The 16,225-nt window shown below is 66.8% G+C and carries 8 protein-coding genes, 1 tRNA gene and 2 rRNA genes (1 of these 11 cut by a window edge); 4 read left to right on the top strand and 7 right to left on the bottom strand.

Translation table 11 applies throughout. The features are described from left to right. Window positions 1-97 precede the first annotated feature (97 nt). The 4 genes from AZOLI_RS13810 (at window position 98) to gyrB (ending at window position 7,069) form a co-directional block, all read left to right on the top strand. On the top strand, window positions 98-1,825 hold the full coding sequence (locus AZOLI_RS13810; RefSeq protein ID WP_014249285.1) for a hypothetical protein: 1,728 nt from the start codon (window positions 98-100) through the stop codon (window positions 1,823-1,825). Window positions 1,826-2,115: 290 nt separating this feature from the next. Beyond that, window positions 2,116-3,246, top strand: a complete 1,131-nt coding sequence (gene dnaN, locus AZOLI_RS13805) for a DNA polymerase III subunit beta (RefSeq protein WP_014249284.1) — start codon at window positions 2,116-2,118, stop codon at window positions 3,244-3,246. 64 nt (window positions 3,247-3,310) lie between these two features. Next, window positions 3,311-4,489 carry a DNA replication/repair protein RecF gene (gene recF, locus AZOLI_RS13800; protein WP_014249283.1) on the top strand — a complete coding sequence of 393 codons (1,179 nt, stop codon included), beginning with the start codon at window positions 3,311-3,313 and terminating at the stop codon, window positions 4,487-4,489. 90 nt (window positions 4,490-4,579) lie between these two features. Further along, window positions 4,580-7,069: a DNA topoisomerase (ATP-hydrolyzing) subunit B gene (gene gyrB, locus AZOLI_RS13795; RefSeq protein ID WP_014249282.1), complete on the top strand. Its 2,490-nt coding sequence runs from the start codon at window positions 4,580-4,582 to the stop codon at window positions 7,067-7,069. A gap of 66 nt (window positions 7,070-7,135) precedes the next feature. Here gyrB and AZOLI_RS13790 read toward each other — a convergent pair whose 3' ends face one another. From AZOLI_RS13790 to AZOLI_RS13760, 7 genes are all read right to left on the bottom strand, one after another. Beyond that, window positions 7,136-8,041 (bottom strand): NAD(P)/FAD-dependent oxidoreductase, encoded by a 906-nt coding sequence (locus AZOLI_RS13790; RefSeq protein WP_014249281.1) that lies wholly within the window; start codon window positions 8,039-8,041, stop codon window positions 7,136-7,138. 201 nt (window positions 8,042-8,242) lie between these two features. Beyond that, the gene (locus AZOLI_RS13785; protein WP_014249280.1) at window positions 8,243-9,169 is read right to left on the bottom strand and encodes an FkbM family methyltransferase; all 927 of its coding nucleotides are present in this window, start codon (window positions 9,167-9,169) and stop codon (window positions 8,243-8,245) included. After that, entirely contained in the window at window positions 9,166-10,332 is a 1,167-nt protein-coding gene (locus tag AZOLI_RS13780; RefSeq protein WP_014249279.1) for a glycosyltransferase family 9 protein, read from the bottom strand. Before AZOLI_RS13780 ends, AZOLI_RS13785 begins: the two co-directional genes overlap by 4 nt. Further along, a complete protein-coding gene (locus AZOLI_RS30375) occupies window positions 10,329-13,019 on the bottom strand; it encodes a tetratricopeptide repeat protein (RefSeq protein ID WP_014249278.1) in 2,691 nt (896 codons plus the stop codon). The genes AZOLI_RS13780 and AZOLI_RS30375 overlap by 4 nt, the downstream gene beginning before the upstream one ends. A 177-nt stretch (window positions 13,020-13,196) precedes the next feature. Continuing rightward, window positions 13,197-13,273 (bottom strand) — tRNA-Met (locus AZOLI_RS13770). 81 nt (window positions 13,274-13,354) lie between these two features. Beyond that, window positions 13,355-13,470, bottom strand: a 5S ribosomal RNA gene (rrf, locus tag AZOLI_RS13765). Between the two features lie 143 nt (window positions 13,471-13,613). Further along, a 23S ribosomal RNA gene (locus tag AZOLI_RS13760) occupies window positions 13,614-16,225 on the bottom strand; it runs 134 nt beyond the window's last position.

The following is a 16,225-nucleotide window of genomic DNA, read 5'->3' as shown; positions in this document are numbered from 1 at the left end:
CCGGCGAAGACAGCGGATGGAAATGGCAAAACTTATTTAATAATCTCTCGGGATTATGAGCGTCCGGGCGACGACTATCCCGCGAGGTGTTGGGCGCATGAGCAGCACGCCGACGGTCACGACCTCCCTCCCCTCCGCCGGTTCCCAGGCGGGCGCGGGCGGCATGGACTCCAGCGCCTTCCGCCGCCAGATGGACGAGGTCGTCTCCCGCATCCCGATGCATGCCATCCGCTCCGTGCTCGACGCGGTGGAGGGTGCGGCCAGCCCGAACGGCGAGCGCGCGCGGCATCTGCGCGACGCGCTGGTCGAACATTTCAACCGCCTGCGGCCGATGAAGGCGCGCCGGCTGTTCACCAGCCTGTTCGAACCCTTCCTGGTCGACGACCCCATCCTGTACCGCTCGCCGGAATCGGTGCCGGCGCTGATCCAACGGGTCGACATGGGCGGGATCTGGGCGGCGCTGGCCTGCTACGCCTTCCCCGGCCTCGCGGCGGAGGTGCAGAGCCGGCTGGACGCCATGGCGCGCGAGTCGATGCTGGACGCCGTGCTGTCCAGCCCCGACGCGATGGTGATGCGCGAACTGATGCGCAAGGAGGCGCTCGACTTCCTCTATGCCATGGCCGGCGACCGCAAGCTGACCGACCGCTTCCTGGCGATGGCGAATGACGAGGCTCTGCATGACGCCGGGCTGCGCACCCAGTATCTCGGCCGCAAGGCGTCGGTCGACGGCGACCTGCTGGGCTTCGTCCGCGCCCTGCTGGAGCACAACGACGTGCTGGTGCCGCTGACCGAGCGGATGCGCCGCGACATCGATGAAATGCGTCTGGGGGACACGCAGGGCCCTTCCGACCCGCGGTCGGCCGAGGTGGATTGCCAGTCGGCGCTGATGGTCGGCTTCGTCCGCCGGGTGCGCGATCTCGGCCTGCCCTTCCGCGACCAGTCGCAGCTGCTGGCCTGGTTCGCCCCGCTCTACGGGCTGAACGTCAAGCGGCGCTACGACGTGTTCCTGCGCCATGTGCGCGAGCATGGCGGCCCGGCGGTGCGCGAGTCGCACCCGCTGCTGCGCGCCCTGCTCTGCCATTTCCACGCCGCCTGCACCACCATCCGCGAGGTGGTGAACGGCATGTTCGGCGACATGGACATCCAGGACGGGGGCGTCCTTTCGGCCCCTGCCCCGACCCGCGCCCTGCTGGGCGAGGCGGTGGAGCGGTTCGACCGCGCGTTGACCGCGCTGTCCGGCACCGGCTTCCTCGCCAGCCGCTCCACCGGTCCGGCGCTGCGAGCGGAGCTGGCCGCGGTCAGCCGCGACCTGACCGGCACGGTGATGCCGGCGCTGGCCGCCCGGCTGCAGGCGGCGATGAACGCCCGCCACGCCCCGGTGCCCGACCATGAGGACATCGTCTGGCTGCTGGAACTGGTATGGCGCTGGGGCCGCTATCTCGGCAATGCCGGCTATGCCAACCCGGAGCTGAAGTCGCTGCGCCTCTATGCGGTGGAGACCGGACGCCTCGCCTTCCTCCAGGCCATGAAGGCCGAACCGCATGAGAAGCCGGCCCACCGCATGGCCCACCTGCTGCGCATCCGCCGGCTGATGGCAGCGATGGGCGAGACGGTGGAGGGCTGGATCAGCCCGGTCAGCCAGGGCCTGCACCGGGTCGTCCACTGCTATCTGGAGGCGGTGGACGAGATCGCCGGCGACGAATGGGCGGTGATCGACGCCTTCGTCGGCAGCGTGCGCAGCGAGCTGAGCCGGTCCAGGAATTGGCAGAGCGCCGATTTCGTCGACATTCTGCGGCTGCATGAGGGAAGGCGGCGGGGGGAGTGAGGCGAAGCGGTCGCGCGGATGCCCCCTCCCTAACCCTCCCCCGCTTGCGCGGGAGAGGGAACTCCGCTGCCTTCGCACTTGGCCCCCTCTCCCACGAAGTGGGGGAGGGTTGGGGAGGGGGCAACCGCTACGACCACTCTTCGGCCGAAGGCCTTAGCCGCAACAATTTGGTTCGACGCACCCGTCGATGTGGTATGATGCGCGCCCGCTCGGGGCGGGACGGCCGGACAACGGCCCGCAACCCCGGTGGGTCCGCAAAAAGTTCTCCCTCCGGCCGAGACGACGCCAGCATGAACATCACCATCGAACGCGCCGCCCTTCTCCGTTCCCTGGGTCACGTGCAGAGTGTGGTCGAGCGGCGGAACACCATTCCGATCCTCTCCAATGTCCTGCTGCGCGCGGGCGACGGCGAACTGTCGCTGGCCGCCACCGACATGGACCTGGAGATCGTCGAGACGGTCCCGGCGACGGTCGGGCGCCCCGGCGGCACCACCGCCCCGGCCCACACCCTGTTCGACATCGTCCGCAAGCTGCCCGACGGCAGCCAGGTGGAACTGGACATCGGCGGCGACGGCACGATCCTGACGCTGCGGTCCGGCCGGTCGCAGTTCAAGCTGTCCTGCCTGCCGGTGGAGGATTTCCCGCAGCTGTCCAGCGGCGAGCTGAAGCACAATTTCTCGGTCGCCGCCGCCGACCTGCGCGGGCTGATCGACCGCACCCGCTTCGCGATCTCCACCGAGGAGACGCGCTATTACCTGAACGGCATCTACCTGCACGCCGCCAAGAGCAAGATGGGCAGCCTGGAGACGCCGGTGCTGCGCGCCGTCGCCACCGACGGCCACCGGCTGGCCCGGGTCGAGATGCCGCTGCCGGACGGGGCGGACGCCATCCCCGGCGTCATCATTCCGCGCAAGACCGTCACCGAGATCCGCAAGCTGGTGGATGAGGCGGCCGACCGCATCGAGCTGTCGCTGTCCGACAACAAGATCCGCTTCGGTTTCGACAGCGTCGTCGTCACCTCCAAGCTGATCGACGGCACCTTCCCCGACTATGAGCGGGTGATCCCGGTCGGCAACGACAAGGTGATGGAGGTGGACGCCAAGCTGTTCGCCGCCGCCGTCGACCGCGTCGCCACCATTTCCACCGAAAAGAGCCGGGCGGTGAAGCTGTCGCTGGTCCGCGGCGCGCTCACCTTGTCGGCCACCAGCCCCGAATCCGGCAGCGCGACCGAGGAGCTGGAGGTCAATTACGCCGAGTCCCCGCTGGAAATCGGCTTCAACTCTCGCTATCTGCTGGACATCACGCAGCAGATCGAGGGCGAGGGCGCCCAGTTCACGCTGGCCGACGCCGCGTCGCCGACCATCATCCGCGACGTCGCCGACTCCACCGCGCTCTACGTCCTGATGCCGATGCGGGTGTGATGGGGCTGCGGGGATCCTCCCCGCCCCAGGCGGAACGGACCAGTTGCAGCACGCGGCAGTTTCGATGAACGGCGGCACCCCGGTGGCCGCCGCACCCCTGACGCCGGCCCTGGCCGTGCGGCGGATGACGCTGACGCGTTTCCGCGGCTACGAGTCGGCACGGCTGGAGCCCGACCGCCGGCCCGTCGCCCTGATCGGCCCGAACGGCGCCGGCAAGACCAATCTTCTGGAAGCCGTCAGCTTCCTCGCCCCCGGCCGCGGCATCCGCGGCGCCCGGCTGGCCGAGGTGGAGCGGCTGGGCTCGCCCCCCGGCGCCGGATGGGCGGTGGCGGCGATGCTCGACACCCCGATGGGTCCGGTGGAGATCGGCACCGGCCGCGAACCTCATGACGGAAACCGGAACTCGGAGCGCGACCGCCGGCTGGTCCGCATCGACGGCCATCCCGCCAAGGGCCAGACCGCGCTGGCCGACCATGTCGCCATGGTCTGGCTGACCCCACAGATGGACCGCCTGTTCATCGAAGGGTCGAGCGGACGGCGCCGCTTCCTCGACCGGCTGGTCTTCGGCTTCGACCCTGCCCATGCCGGCCGGCTGTCGCGCTACGAACATGCCCTGCGCGAACGTGCCCGGCTGCTGCGCGACGGCCGCTTCGACGAGGGCTGGCTCGGCGCGCTGGAGGACCAGATGGCGACCACCGGCATCGCCGTCGCCGCCGCGCGGCGCGAGGTGGTGCAGCGGCTGCGCGCCGCCTGCGCCCGCTCGGTCGGCCCCTTCCCCGGCGCCGACCTTTCCGTCGCCGGCACGGTCGAACGCTGGCTCGATGAAGGTCCGGCGCTGGCCGCGGAAGATATGCTGCGCGACAGCTTGCGCTCCGGCCGCCGGGCCGATGCCGATGCCGGCGGCGCCACGGTGGGACCGCACAAGAGCGACCTCGCCGTCCGCCATGCGGCCAAGGACATGCCGGCGGCGCTCTGCTCCACCGGCGAGCAGAAGGCCCTGCTGATCGCCATCGTGCTGGCCAACGCCCGGCTTCTGGCGGCTGAACGCGGGGCGGCTCCCATCCTTCTGCTGGACGAGGTGGCTGCCCATCTCGACCCCGACCGGCGCGCCGCGCTGTTCGGCGAAATCCTGGCATTGGGCGCCCAGGCCTGGATGACCGGCACCGACGAGGGGGTTTTCGACCCGCTCGGGGACGACGCCCGCCGGTTCCGCATCGAAGACGCCCACATCCGCCCCGGATAGGGGTGGAAATCCGGGAAAAATGCCGGAAAAAAAGCATGCCGACGCACGCTAAACCGCCGAATCCGCAACCGAATCTGTTATAGTCGACGCATGGCACAGGAAGCACTGAAGAACGACCTCCCGCAGTCGGAGCCCCAGCAGGCGGACTACGGGGCGGAGTCGATCACCGTTCTGCGCGGGCTCGATGCCGTGCGCAAACGCCCCGGCATGTACATCGGCGACACCGACGACGGGTCCGGCCTGCACCATATGGTGTACGAGGTGGTCGACAACGCCATCGACGAGGCGCTGGCCGGCTATTGCGACAAGGTCGAGGTTCTGCTGAACGCCGACGGATCGGTCACGGTGCGCGACAACGGACGCGGCATCCCGACCGACATCCATTCGGAGGAAGGTGTCTCGGCGGCCGAGGTCGTGATGACCCAGCTGCATGCTGGCGGCAAGTTCAACCAGAACAGCTACAAGGTCTCCGGCGGCCTGCACGGCGTCGGCGTCTCGGTGGTGAACGCCCTGTCCGAAACGCTGGATCTCCGCATCTGGCGCGGCGGCCGCACCTGGACCATGCGCTTCCGCCACGGCGTCGCCGAGGCGCCGCTGGCCGATGTCGGCGAGGCGCCGATGGTGCCGGAGAAGGGCAAGCAGCTGTCGGGCACTGAAGTCACCTTCATGCCCTCCGCCGAGACCTTCACCAACATCGAGTTCGATTACGCCACGCTGGAACACCGGCTGCGCGAGTTGGCCTTCCTCAACTCCGGCGTCCGCCTGGTTCTGACCGACGCGCGCGGGGTGGAGCCGAAGGTGCAGGACCTGCATTACGAAGGCGGCCTGGAAGCCTTCGTCAACTGGCTCGACCGGTCCAAGACGCCGCTGCACAAGCCGGCGATCACCCTGAAGAACGAGCGCCCGACCGAACATGGCGGCGTGGTGACGGTGGAATGCGCGCTGCAGTGGAACGACAGCTACCACGAGACGACGCTGTGCTTCACCAACAACATCCCGCAGAAGGACGGCGGCACCCATCTCGCCGGCTTCCGCGCGGCGCTGACCCGTGCCATCAACAACTATGCGACCGAATCCGGCATCGCCAAGAAGGAGAAGGTCAACCTGTCGGGCGACGACGCCCGTGAAGGCCTGACCTGCGTCCTGTCGGTGAAGGTTCCGGATCCGAAATTCTCCAGCCAGACCAAGGACAAGCTGGTCTCCAGCGAGGTCCGTCCCGTCGTCGAGGCGGTGGTGGGCGAGGCGCTGGCCCAGTATTTCGAGGAACATCCGGCCGACGCCCGCCGCGTCGTCCAGAAGGTGGTGGAGGCCGCCGCCGCCCGCGAGGCCGCCCGCAAGGCGCGCGAGCTGACCCGCCGCAAGGGTGCGCTCGACATGGCCTCGCTGCCCGGCAAGCTGGCCGACTGCCAGGAACGCGACCCGGCGGCGTCGGAGCTGTTCATCGTCGAGGGCGACTCGGCCGGCGGCTCGGCCAAGCAGGGCCGCTCGCGCCAGTTCCAGGCCATCCTGCCCTTGCGCGGCAAGATCCTGAACGTGGAGCGGGCGCGTTTCGACAAGATGCTGGGCTCGGCGGAGATCGGCACGCTGATCGCGGCGCTCGGCACCGGCATCGGCCGCGACGAGTTCAACGCCGACAAGACGCGCTACCACAAGATCATCATCATGACCGACGCGGACGTGGACGGCAGCCACATCCGCACCCTGCTGCTGACCTTCTTCTTCCGGCAGATGCCCGACCTGATCGAGCGCGGCTATCTCTATATCGCCCAGCCGCCGCTCTACCGCATCAAGCGCGGCAACGCCAAGGAACGCTACCTGAAGGACGACCGGGCGCTCGAAGAGTATCTGGTTGAGGCCGCGCTGAGCGACCTGTCGGTCCAGTTGTCGGACGGCACCCTGCTGATTGGCGAGGAGCTGTCCGGTCTGGTCGATCAGGCCCGCACCGCCCGGCCGGCGATCGACACGCTGTCGCGCAAGGTCGGCAACGCCATGGTGGTGGAGCAGGCGGCGGTCGCCGGCACCCTCTCCGCGAATCTTGCCGACGACAAGGTCACCGCCGAAGCCGCGGCCAAGGCGGTGGCGGAGCGGATGAACAGGATGGATGCCGACGGCGGCTGGCGCGGCGAGGCCCTGCCCCAGGGCGGCTATGCCGTGATCCGCGCCCGGCGCGGCGTCACCCATCGCCACCTGTTCGACGCCGACCTGCTGAAGAGCGGCGAGGCGCGCCGGTTGGACGGGCTGGCCGCCGACCTGAAACGGGTGTTCGGCACCGCCGGCAAGGCCTTCGAGAAGCAGAAGGAAACCCGCGCGCTGACCGGCCCGGTCGCCCTGTTCGACACGGTGATGGAGCTGGGACGCCGTGGCGTCACCATCCAGCGCTACAAGGGCCTGGGCGAGATGAACCCGGACCAGCTGTGGGAAACCACGCTGGACCCGACCAAGCGCTCGCTGCTGCAGGTCCGCGTCAGCCATGCCGATCAGGCGGAAGAGGTCTTCTCCACCCTGATGGGCGACGTCGTCGAGCCGCGCCGCGAGTTCATCCAGGACAACGCGCTGAAGGTGTCGAACCTGGACGTCTGATCCAGGCGGAGAGAAGCGTTGGAAAAGGGGGCGGAGCCGCAAGGCTGCGCCCCCTTTTCCTTGGGTTCAGCCGCGGCGCCGCAGATCATTGTGGATGGCGGTGGCGGCCATCGCCGCCTCTCCCATCGCCACCGCGATCTGGTTGAGGGTGGAGACGACATCGCCGGCGGCATAGAAGCCGGGAACAGAACTGCGCTGATGCCGGTCGACGATCAGTCGTCCGTCGATATTCATCTCCGCGCCGACCATCTCGGCCAGGCCGGACCGGGCGGTGATCCCCAGCGCCGAATAGAGCGTGTCGAAATCGAGGATTTGCCCGCTCTGCAAGGTCAGGCGGGTGCTCTGGTCCGCCCCGGCAGCGACCGCCGCCACCGGCTCCTCGATCACCGCGATGGCGGCGGCGTCCAACTCGATGCGCTCCTCCACCGTCAGGGTCATCGGTTCGCCCAGCGTCAGCAGCGTGACCGCCGGGCTGTAGGTGCGGATGAAGCGCGCCTCTCCGACCGCCTGCGCGCCATGGCCGAGGACCGCGATCCGCTTGTCGATGACCTCGTAGCCGTCGCAGATCGGGCAGACGCGGATCAGGCCGCGCTGCATCGCCTCGTAGAGGTGTGGAACCCGCGGCTGGCCGTCGATGACCCCGGTCGCCAACAGAACCGCGGCGGCGTCCACCTCCCTGCCGTCGCCCAGCGTGGCGCGGAAGCCGTCGGCAATGCGCTTCAGCGCGGCGACCGATCCGGTCTCGATGCGTCCGCCATAGGTCTCGGCCTGGGCGCGGATGCGGGCGAGCAGGTCGGTGCCACGGATGCCGCCGGTGAAGCCGGCGAGGTTGTGGGAACTCGGAATCCAGGCGCAGCGGCTTTTCGCCTCATCCACCACCAGCGCCGTCCGGCGGTAGCGGGCCAGATAGATGGCGGCGGTCAACCCGGCGGGACCACCGCCGACAACGAGGCAATCGAGTTCGGGCTGCATCACGTTCCCTGTCCTGAACCGGGCAAACGAAGCGTGCCCTTCGGTTCCTAGACAGGCGGAGCGGCCGGATGTCACGCTCGCCTGGGATGACGCGCATACGGCAAGCAGGCCCGCCGGGCGTCTGCTCGGCGCTTGTCTTCGATCCGCCAGCGGGAGAGTGCCGGCGGGAGTGCCATCGAAGAACCGGCCCCTCCGCCCCGCTCAACGGCCGCCGGTGAAGCGCGGATTGCAGTCCCGCAGCAGCGGATGCTCCTCGGGGCCGAGCACCGGCGGCAGACCGGCGATCCGCCCGCCGGTTTCGCTGGGGATGCACAGCAGGTTGATCCCCAGGCCCCGCCCATGCAGCCGGGTGCCGTCATCGACGAAGCCGGTCTCGTAGAGCGGTTCGCTCTGCCGGAAAAAATTGTCCGGATTGTGGAAGGGCGTGACGTACCAATAGCAGCTGTAGCCAAGCTCCTGGAGCAGCCGGATCAGCTCCGGCGATTTCTCGGCCCGGTCGTTCTCGACGTAGAGGGCCGGACGCAGCCGGCGGATCAAGCCGAGGGCGCCAAGCAGCACGCCGGTCTCCATCCCCTCCACGTCGATCTTGATCAGGCGCAGCCGGCCGGGAATGCGGACATCGTCCAGCCGCCGCTGCGGAACCGCCGTTTCGCCCGGAATGGCGTCCAGCGCGATACCGCCGAAGTTGCCCTCCGCCTCCATCGCCACATCGTCGAGCGCCAGCATGCCGTCGGTTTCGCCGAGCGCCGCCTGCACGCACTCCACCTGCGTGAGGGAGTTCAGCGCCATGTTGGCGCAGAGCAGCTGGTGGTTCAGCCGGACCGGTTCGAAGGCCAGCACCCGCCCCGACGGTCCGGCGGCCCGCGCCAGTGCCAGCGTGTGGGCACCGATGTTGGCGCCGGCATCGATCACCACGTCGCCCGGCCGGACCAGCTGGCGGAACAGCCGGACCTCGCTTTCGAAATACTCGCCGTAATAGGCCAGCGAGCGGCCGACGACCGTGTCGTGCCGATTGAACAGCATGAAGCCATGCCGCGTATGGACCAGCCGGTTGGTGCCGGTCTCCCCGAGCAGGTCGGTGGCCGGCGGACCGGTAGGGTGCGAGGACGCGGAGGATGAGTCGGTCATCGCGACACCTCGGTCGTGGCGGACAGGGCAGCGAGGAAGTCGAGAATAGCCGTTGCCGCCCGCTCCGGCTCTATGGCGGCGATGCAGTGCGCACCGACATCGCGACAGGCATCGGTACAGGGCGGCACCGGCGCCGCCGGTTGCAACACCAGGGCACGGTGGGTCCAGGGACGGAAGCGCTCCGGCGCATGGATGAAGGTCGGATCGCCACCGACCGGATGGCAGGAAAACACCGCCACCGGCGTGCCCACCGCTGCCGCCAAATGGGCCGGCCCGGAATCCATCGCCAGCAGAAGCGCCGCCCGTTCTATCACCGCCGCTGCCTCGGGCAAGCTGGTCCGGCCTGTGAGGTCACGAACGCGTCCGGGAAGAGCCTCGGCAATCGCCGCGGCCGCCGCGGCGTCCTCTCCGGTTCCCAGCAGCAGGACATCGGCGTCCAGCCCATTGCACAGCCGGCTTGTCACGGTGGCGAGCAGGGCCGGCGGATAGTTGCGGCGCGGCGATGCCGTTCCGGGCGCCACCGCGATCAGCCGCCGCCCGTCCGCCGTCAGCCGCAGGGCCGCCGCGCGGTCGGCCTCGGTCAGGCACAGCGCAACGGCTTCCCCGTCCGCCCAGGCTCCATCCGTCCGGCCGCCGAGATGGGCCAGCAGGGCCAGATTATGCTCCACCTCGTGCATCCCCGGCGACGCCGCCAGCACATGGGTGTAGGCGCGGTCGAAGCCGGCGTTGCCCTCCGCCTTCCAGGGTGTCACCCGCTCCGAATAGCCGAGCGACAGCCGCGCCCGGCTGGCGGCGACCAGCGTCGTTGCGCCATGGCGGTCGAGATCGTAGCGCGGCACGACCGCTAGATCGAAGCCGGCCCGGAAATCCGCCATGAAGCGCGCAAGCGCCTCCGGTGTCGCTCCGCGGAAATCGAGACCGCGCCCGTCCGGCTTGGCCATCGGCAGAACGACTCCGTCCACCCACGGGCAGCGCAGAGCCAACTCCGCCAGCGGCGGGCGGACCGCCAGGGTGATGCTGGCCTGCGGCGCGCTCGCCCGCAATCCGCGCAGGAAAGGCGTGGCGAGGATGAGATCACCCGCCTCGTCGAGCTTGACCACCAGAATGCGTTGTGCCGCCGACAGGTCGAAAGCGGGAGGGGCGGTGGAGGGACCGGCTGTCATGACATGGTTTCCAGGGCGATAGCCGCCGCCGGAAGACCGGCGCACCGCCGCCGCCACGCCTCGCGATAGCCGGCCTCCAATGCCCGCGTATAGCCCTGCTCGTCCATCAGCGGCGACCGCTGCATCCGTGCGCGCAGCCCGTCCCGCTTGGCCGCCAGGAGATCCGGATCGCCGGCCAGGCGCACGGCCAACGCCACATAGGAGTCATCGTCGTCAGCGACCAGATCGGGCAGGCCGACGGCGCTCAGCAGCGAGATGCCCCAACGGGAAATCGCCGCCGTCCCGGCGATGGACAGCACCGGCACGCCCATCCACAGGCTGTCGCAGGTCGTCGTGCCGCCATTGGCGAAGACCGGGTCCAGTCCGCAATCGATCCGGCGATAGCTCTCGTAGGGGTCCGGCGTCGTTCCGCTCAGGATCAGACGATCCCCCGCGATCCCCAGCGCGGCGAACTGCGCGAGCAGCCGGCCCCCGAGGCTCGAACTCGTCAGTCCGCGCCATTTCAGCATCAGCCGCGCCCGCGGAACCGCGTGCAGAACCCGCGCCCACAGCGCGATGGTGGAGGCGTTGAGCTTGGTCGGGTTGTTGAAGGAGCCGAAGGTGAAGGTCCCGTCCGCCAGACCGGGCGCCCGTTCCGGCGGATGGTACGCCGATTCCGCCGGACGGTAGCACAGCACGCAGCCCGGCAGCCGGATCAACGCCTCGCTGTGAAGTTCGTCGGCGGATGGCGGGGCGAAGAGCGGATCGGCGAACTGGTAATCCATCGCCGTCAGCCCGGTGGTGTTGGGATAGAGGGGAAAACTGATCTGCAGCGGTGCCGGCCGGCCGAGGAACAACGGCATCCGGTTGCGCGCCATATGGCCGCCGCAATCCACCAGAATGTCGATGCCGTCGGCCCGGATCTGCGCGTCCAGCGCCTCGTCCGACAGATGCGCGCAGGCACGCCAGCCATCGGCAATCTCCCGGAAGCGCCGTGTCGCCTCGTCCTCGCGCCGGTCGTTGTAATAGCAGTAAATTTCGAAGCCGGTCCGGTCGTGATGGGTCAGCGGCGGCAGCAGGAAGTGATAACCCGGTCCGGGATAGCGTTGGAAATCGGGCGACAGATAGCCGATGCGAAGCCGGCGGTCGGCATCCGGCATCCTCGGTGCGGCCGGCGGACGGCGGGTGGCGGGCCGGACGAAACGCTCGAAGGCGCGGTGTTCGGCGAAGACTTCGCCCAACGCCGCTTCTTCGGTGAAGCACAGGCAGAACAGCAGGTTGGAGCGCATCGCCGCATCGCCGGGAACGATGTCCAACGACTTGCGGAATGCCGCCACCGCTTCGGCATGCAAACCGGTGATCATGCAGGCGAGTCCCAGATTGGACCAGGCGGACGCCTCATGGTCGGCCGCACCGATCGCCAGGGCCCGATGCAGAACCACGGCCGCCTCCTCGCCCCGACCGGCATCCGCCATCACCGCCCCGACATTGGTCCAGGCAAAGGCGCTGTCGGGCCGCAGGGCGAGTGCGCGCCGGAACCAGCCGAGCGCATCGCCGGCTTTTTCGTATTCGCCGGTGACGGTTGCTCCTTCGGTACGGCTGCAATGACGGACGGCGTGGCTGACCGAACCGGCGTTCACCGCGGTGTCGGGATCGTCGGGAACGAGCCGGACGGCATGGCGCATCGCCGCTTCCGCCTCGCCTCTCCGCCCGAAACCGGCCAGCGTCACTCCATGCCCGACCAGTGCCGCCGCCGACGCCGGCGCCAGGGCAAGCGCATGCCGGTAGCAGCGCTCCGCACCGGCGAAGTTCCCCCGCTCGTGACGCAGAGCCCCCAGAACCAGGGAAATCTCTGGATCGAACGGATCGAGCCTCACCGAGCGCGCCAGCCACCGGGCGGCGACTTCGGCGTCGCCGAGACGGCGGCAGGCGGATCCCATCAGCTTGGCCGCAGGCCCATGTCCGGGTGCCAAGGCCAGCAGAATGCGACCGGCCGCTGCCGCATCGGCATCGCTGCCGCTGGTGTGATGGAGCGAGAGAAGCTGTTCCCAAACCTCCTGGAGCAGTGGGGCATGGCGGGCGGCGATCCGCAAAGCAGCCACCGCTTCGGACAGGCGCCCGGCATTGCGCAGCGACATGCCAAGATTGTAGGCGGCCAGGGTCGGATCGGGGAGCAGCGCAACGGCGGCACCATAGGCTCCGGCGGCCTCCACCCAACGGCCGCGATCATACTGGACGTCGCCCAGCGCCAGAGCCCAATCCCCATTGTTGGGGTGCAGGGACAGCATGCGCCGGAGATAGGCCGCCGCCGCGTCGAGCCGCCCGGCCTTGGTCGCCGCATGAGCTGCCAGCCGGTGATGCTCGGCTTCGAAGGGCGCCAGGCGGACGGCCTGGGCATAGGCCTCGGCGGCCTCGGCCCAGCGGTTCAGCCTTTCGAGGATACGGCCGAGGTTGAGGCGGAACACCGGCTGACCACCATCGACGGCGATTGCCTGGGCGATCAGCGCGATCCCTTCGGCCGGAGCGCCTGTCTGGTCCTTGATCAAACCGAGCAGATGCAGCGCGTCGGCTTGGCGGGGTACGCGACGGAGCACGCGTTCATACAGCAGCGCCGCATCGGCGATCTGACCGTTCTGGTGCAGGGCGACGGCTTGCGTCAAAAGCTGGCCGATGTCGTCCGCTGGGATCAGCCGGTTGCCGCGCCTCATCCATGTCCCGCTGGGTAATTGTCCGATTGCACGAAGCGCATAGGTCTTGTTCAGCTTGTCCCAAGTGGCCTGACACTGACAAGCGGGAATTGAACGGGCCGCTTGGTGCCCATGTCGGGAGCACACCCGGAAAGCAAAAAGCCCGCCGAGCGTCAGCTCGGCGGGCTTTTCTTGATTTGGTTGCGGGGGCAGGATTTGAACCTGCGGCCTTCAGGTTATGAGCCTGACGAGCTACCGGGCTGCTCCACCCCGCGGATGTCTCTCATATGGGGCGATGGATGTCGTGACGATGCCAGCGTATATGCTTCGTGTTTGGCGTCTCTTGAGCCTGAGTGACCTGGCGGCGACCTACTCTCCCACGTCTTAAGACGCAGTACCATTGGCGCGGAGGCTTTTCACGGCCGAGTTCGGGATGGGATCGGGTGTTTGACACCTCGCCATGACCACCAGGTCACCAAGGCTCAAGACCGACGCTTTCCGAAGCGCATTCGCTGTTCAGTGCAAGTGAGGTGAGGATGTATCGAACTGGCGGTGCTGCGTCAAGCAGGGCCTTTGAACAGGCTTGCTGCTGCGCATGGCGCGGTCTGTGGTGTCGAGATCAAGCCGATCGAGCGATTAGTAAGGCTTAGCTTCAGGCGTTGCCGCCCTTCCACATGCCTCCTATCGACGTGATGGTCTGTCACGGCTCTCAAGGGAGCTCTGGTTTAGAGGTGGGTTTCCCGCTTAGATGCTTTCAGCGGTTATCCCGTCCATACTTAGCTACCCGGCCATGCCACTGGCGTGACAACCGGTGCACCAGAGGTATGTCCATCCCGGTCCTCTCGTACTAGGGACAGATCCTCGCAAAACTCCGACACCCACGGCAGATAGGGACCGAACTGTCTCACGACGTTCTAAACCCAGCTCACGTACCACTTTAATCGGCGAACAGCCGAACCCTTGGGACCTGCTCCAGCCCCAGGATGTGATGAGCCGACATCGAGGTGCCAAACGACTCCGTCGATATGGACTCTTGGGAGTCATCAGCCTGTTATCCCCGGCGTACCTTTTATCCGTTGAGCGATGGCCCGTCCACGTGGAGCCACCGGATCACTATGGCCGACTTTCGTCTCTGCTCGACTTGTCAGTCTTGCAGTCAGGCGGGCTTATGCCATTGCACTCGACGAGCGATTTCCGACCGCTCTGAGCCCACCATCGCGCGCCTCCGTTACACTTTGGGAGGCGACCGCCCCAGTCAAACTACCCGCCATGCAGGGTCCCGGACCCGGATCACGGGCCACGGTTAGATGCCAGAGACTTCAAGGGTGGTATTTCAAGGTTGGCTCCACACGGGCTGGCGCCCATGCTTCCAAGCCTCCCACCTATCCTACACATGAAGTCCCTAGCACCACTGCAAAGCTGTAGTAAAGGTGCACGGGGTCTTTCCGTCTGACCGCGGGAACTCCGCATCTTCACGGAGAGTTCAATTTCGCTGAGTTGGTGTTGGAGACAGCGGGGAAGTCGTTACGCCATTCGTGCAGGTCGGAACTTACCCGACAAGGAATTTCGCTACCTTAGGACCGTTATAGTTACGGCCGCCGTTTACCGGGGCTTCAATTCAAGGCTTGCACCTCTCCTCTTAACCTTCCGGCACCGGGCAGGCGTCAGACCCTATACGTCGCCTTGTGTGGCTTCGCAGAGCCCTGTGTTTTTAGTAAACAGTCGCTACCCCCTGGTCTGTGCCCCCCGCCATGGCTTGCGCCACAACGGGGCCCTCTTCTTCCGAAGTTACGAGGGCAATTTGCCGAGTTCCTTCAACACCATTCTCTCAAGCGCCTGGGTATACTCTACCAGTCCACCTGTGTCGGTTTGGGGTACGGTCTATATGGCGGGGCTGTTTCCTGGAACCGGTCCACAGCATGTCCAATCCGATAAGGACATACACGCTTTCCGATCCGTCACCTCCGCCAGGCCCACGAATATTAACGTGGTTCCCATCGACTACGCCTTTCGGCCTCGCCTTAGGGGCCGGCTCACCCTGCGTGGATTAACCTTGCGCAGGAACCCTTGGACTTTCGGCGACAGTGTTTCTCACACTGTTTGTCGCTACTCATGTCAGCATTCTCACTTCCGATACCTCCAGGCGGCCTCACGGACACCCTTCGCAGGCTTACGGAACGCTCCGCTACCACGTGATCCGAAGATCACATCCGCAGCTTCGGTACACGGCTTGAGCCCCGATACATTTTCGGCGCAGGCCGGCTTAACTAGACCAGTGAGCTATTACGCTTTCTTTAAAGGATGGCTGCTTCTAAGCCAACCTCCTGGTTGTCATGGCCTTCCCACATCCTTTCCCACTTAGCCGTGATTTGGGGACCTTAGCTGGCGGTCTGGGCTGTTTCCCTCTCGACGATGGACCTTAGCACCCACCGTCTGTCTGCCGGACTGCACTCTGCGGTATTCGGAGTTTGGTTAGGTTTGGTAAGGCTCGCGCCCCCCTAGCCCATCCAGTGCTCTACCCCCGCAGGTGATATCCGACGCGCTACCTAAATAGCTTTCGCGGAGAACCAGCTATTTCCTGATTTGATTGGCCTTTCACCCCTAGCCACAGGTCATCTCCGACTTTTTCAACAGGCGTGAGTTCGGTCCTCCAGTGCGTGTTACCGCACCTTCAACCTGCCCATGGCTAGATCATCAGGTTTCGGGTCTAAAGCATGCAACTCGGTCGCCCTATTCAGACTCGCTTTCGCTGCGCCTCCACCTACCGGCTTAAGCTCGCTGCATACTCTAAGTCGCTGACCCATTATACAAAAGGTACGCCGTCACCCCATGAAGAGGCTCCGACTGCTTGTAGGCATCCGGTTTCAGGAACTGTTTCACTCCCCTTGTCGGGGTGCTTTTCACCTTTCCCTCACGGTACTGGTGCACTATCGGTCACTGAGGAGTACTTAGGCTTGGAGGGTGGTCCCCCCATGTTCAGACAGGGTTTCACGTGCCCCGCCCTACTCGAGCATCCGATCCGGTTTATCCGTACGGGGCTATCACCCGCTATGGCCCGACTTTCCAGACGGTTCCGGTTATGTAGATCGAATGACTGGCCTGGTCCGCGTTCGCTCGCCACTACTAGCGGAGTCTCGGTTGATGTCCTTTCCTCCGGCTACTTAGATGTTTCAGTTCGCCGGGTTCGCTTCCCATGCCTATTTATTCAGCATGGGATACCGCTTGCG

This window comes from Azospirillum lipoferum 4B (genome assembly GCF_000283655.1).
Lineage (GTDB): Bacteria > Pseudomonadota > Alphaproteobacteria > Azospirillales > Azospirillaceae > Azospirillum > Azospirillum lipoferum_C.
The sequence above is the reverse complement of the archived record's forward strand: the minus strand, read 5'-3'. Positions and strand labels throughout refer to the sequence as shown.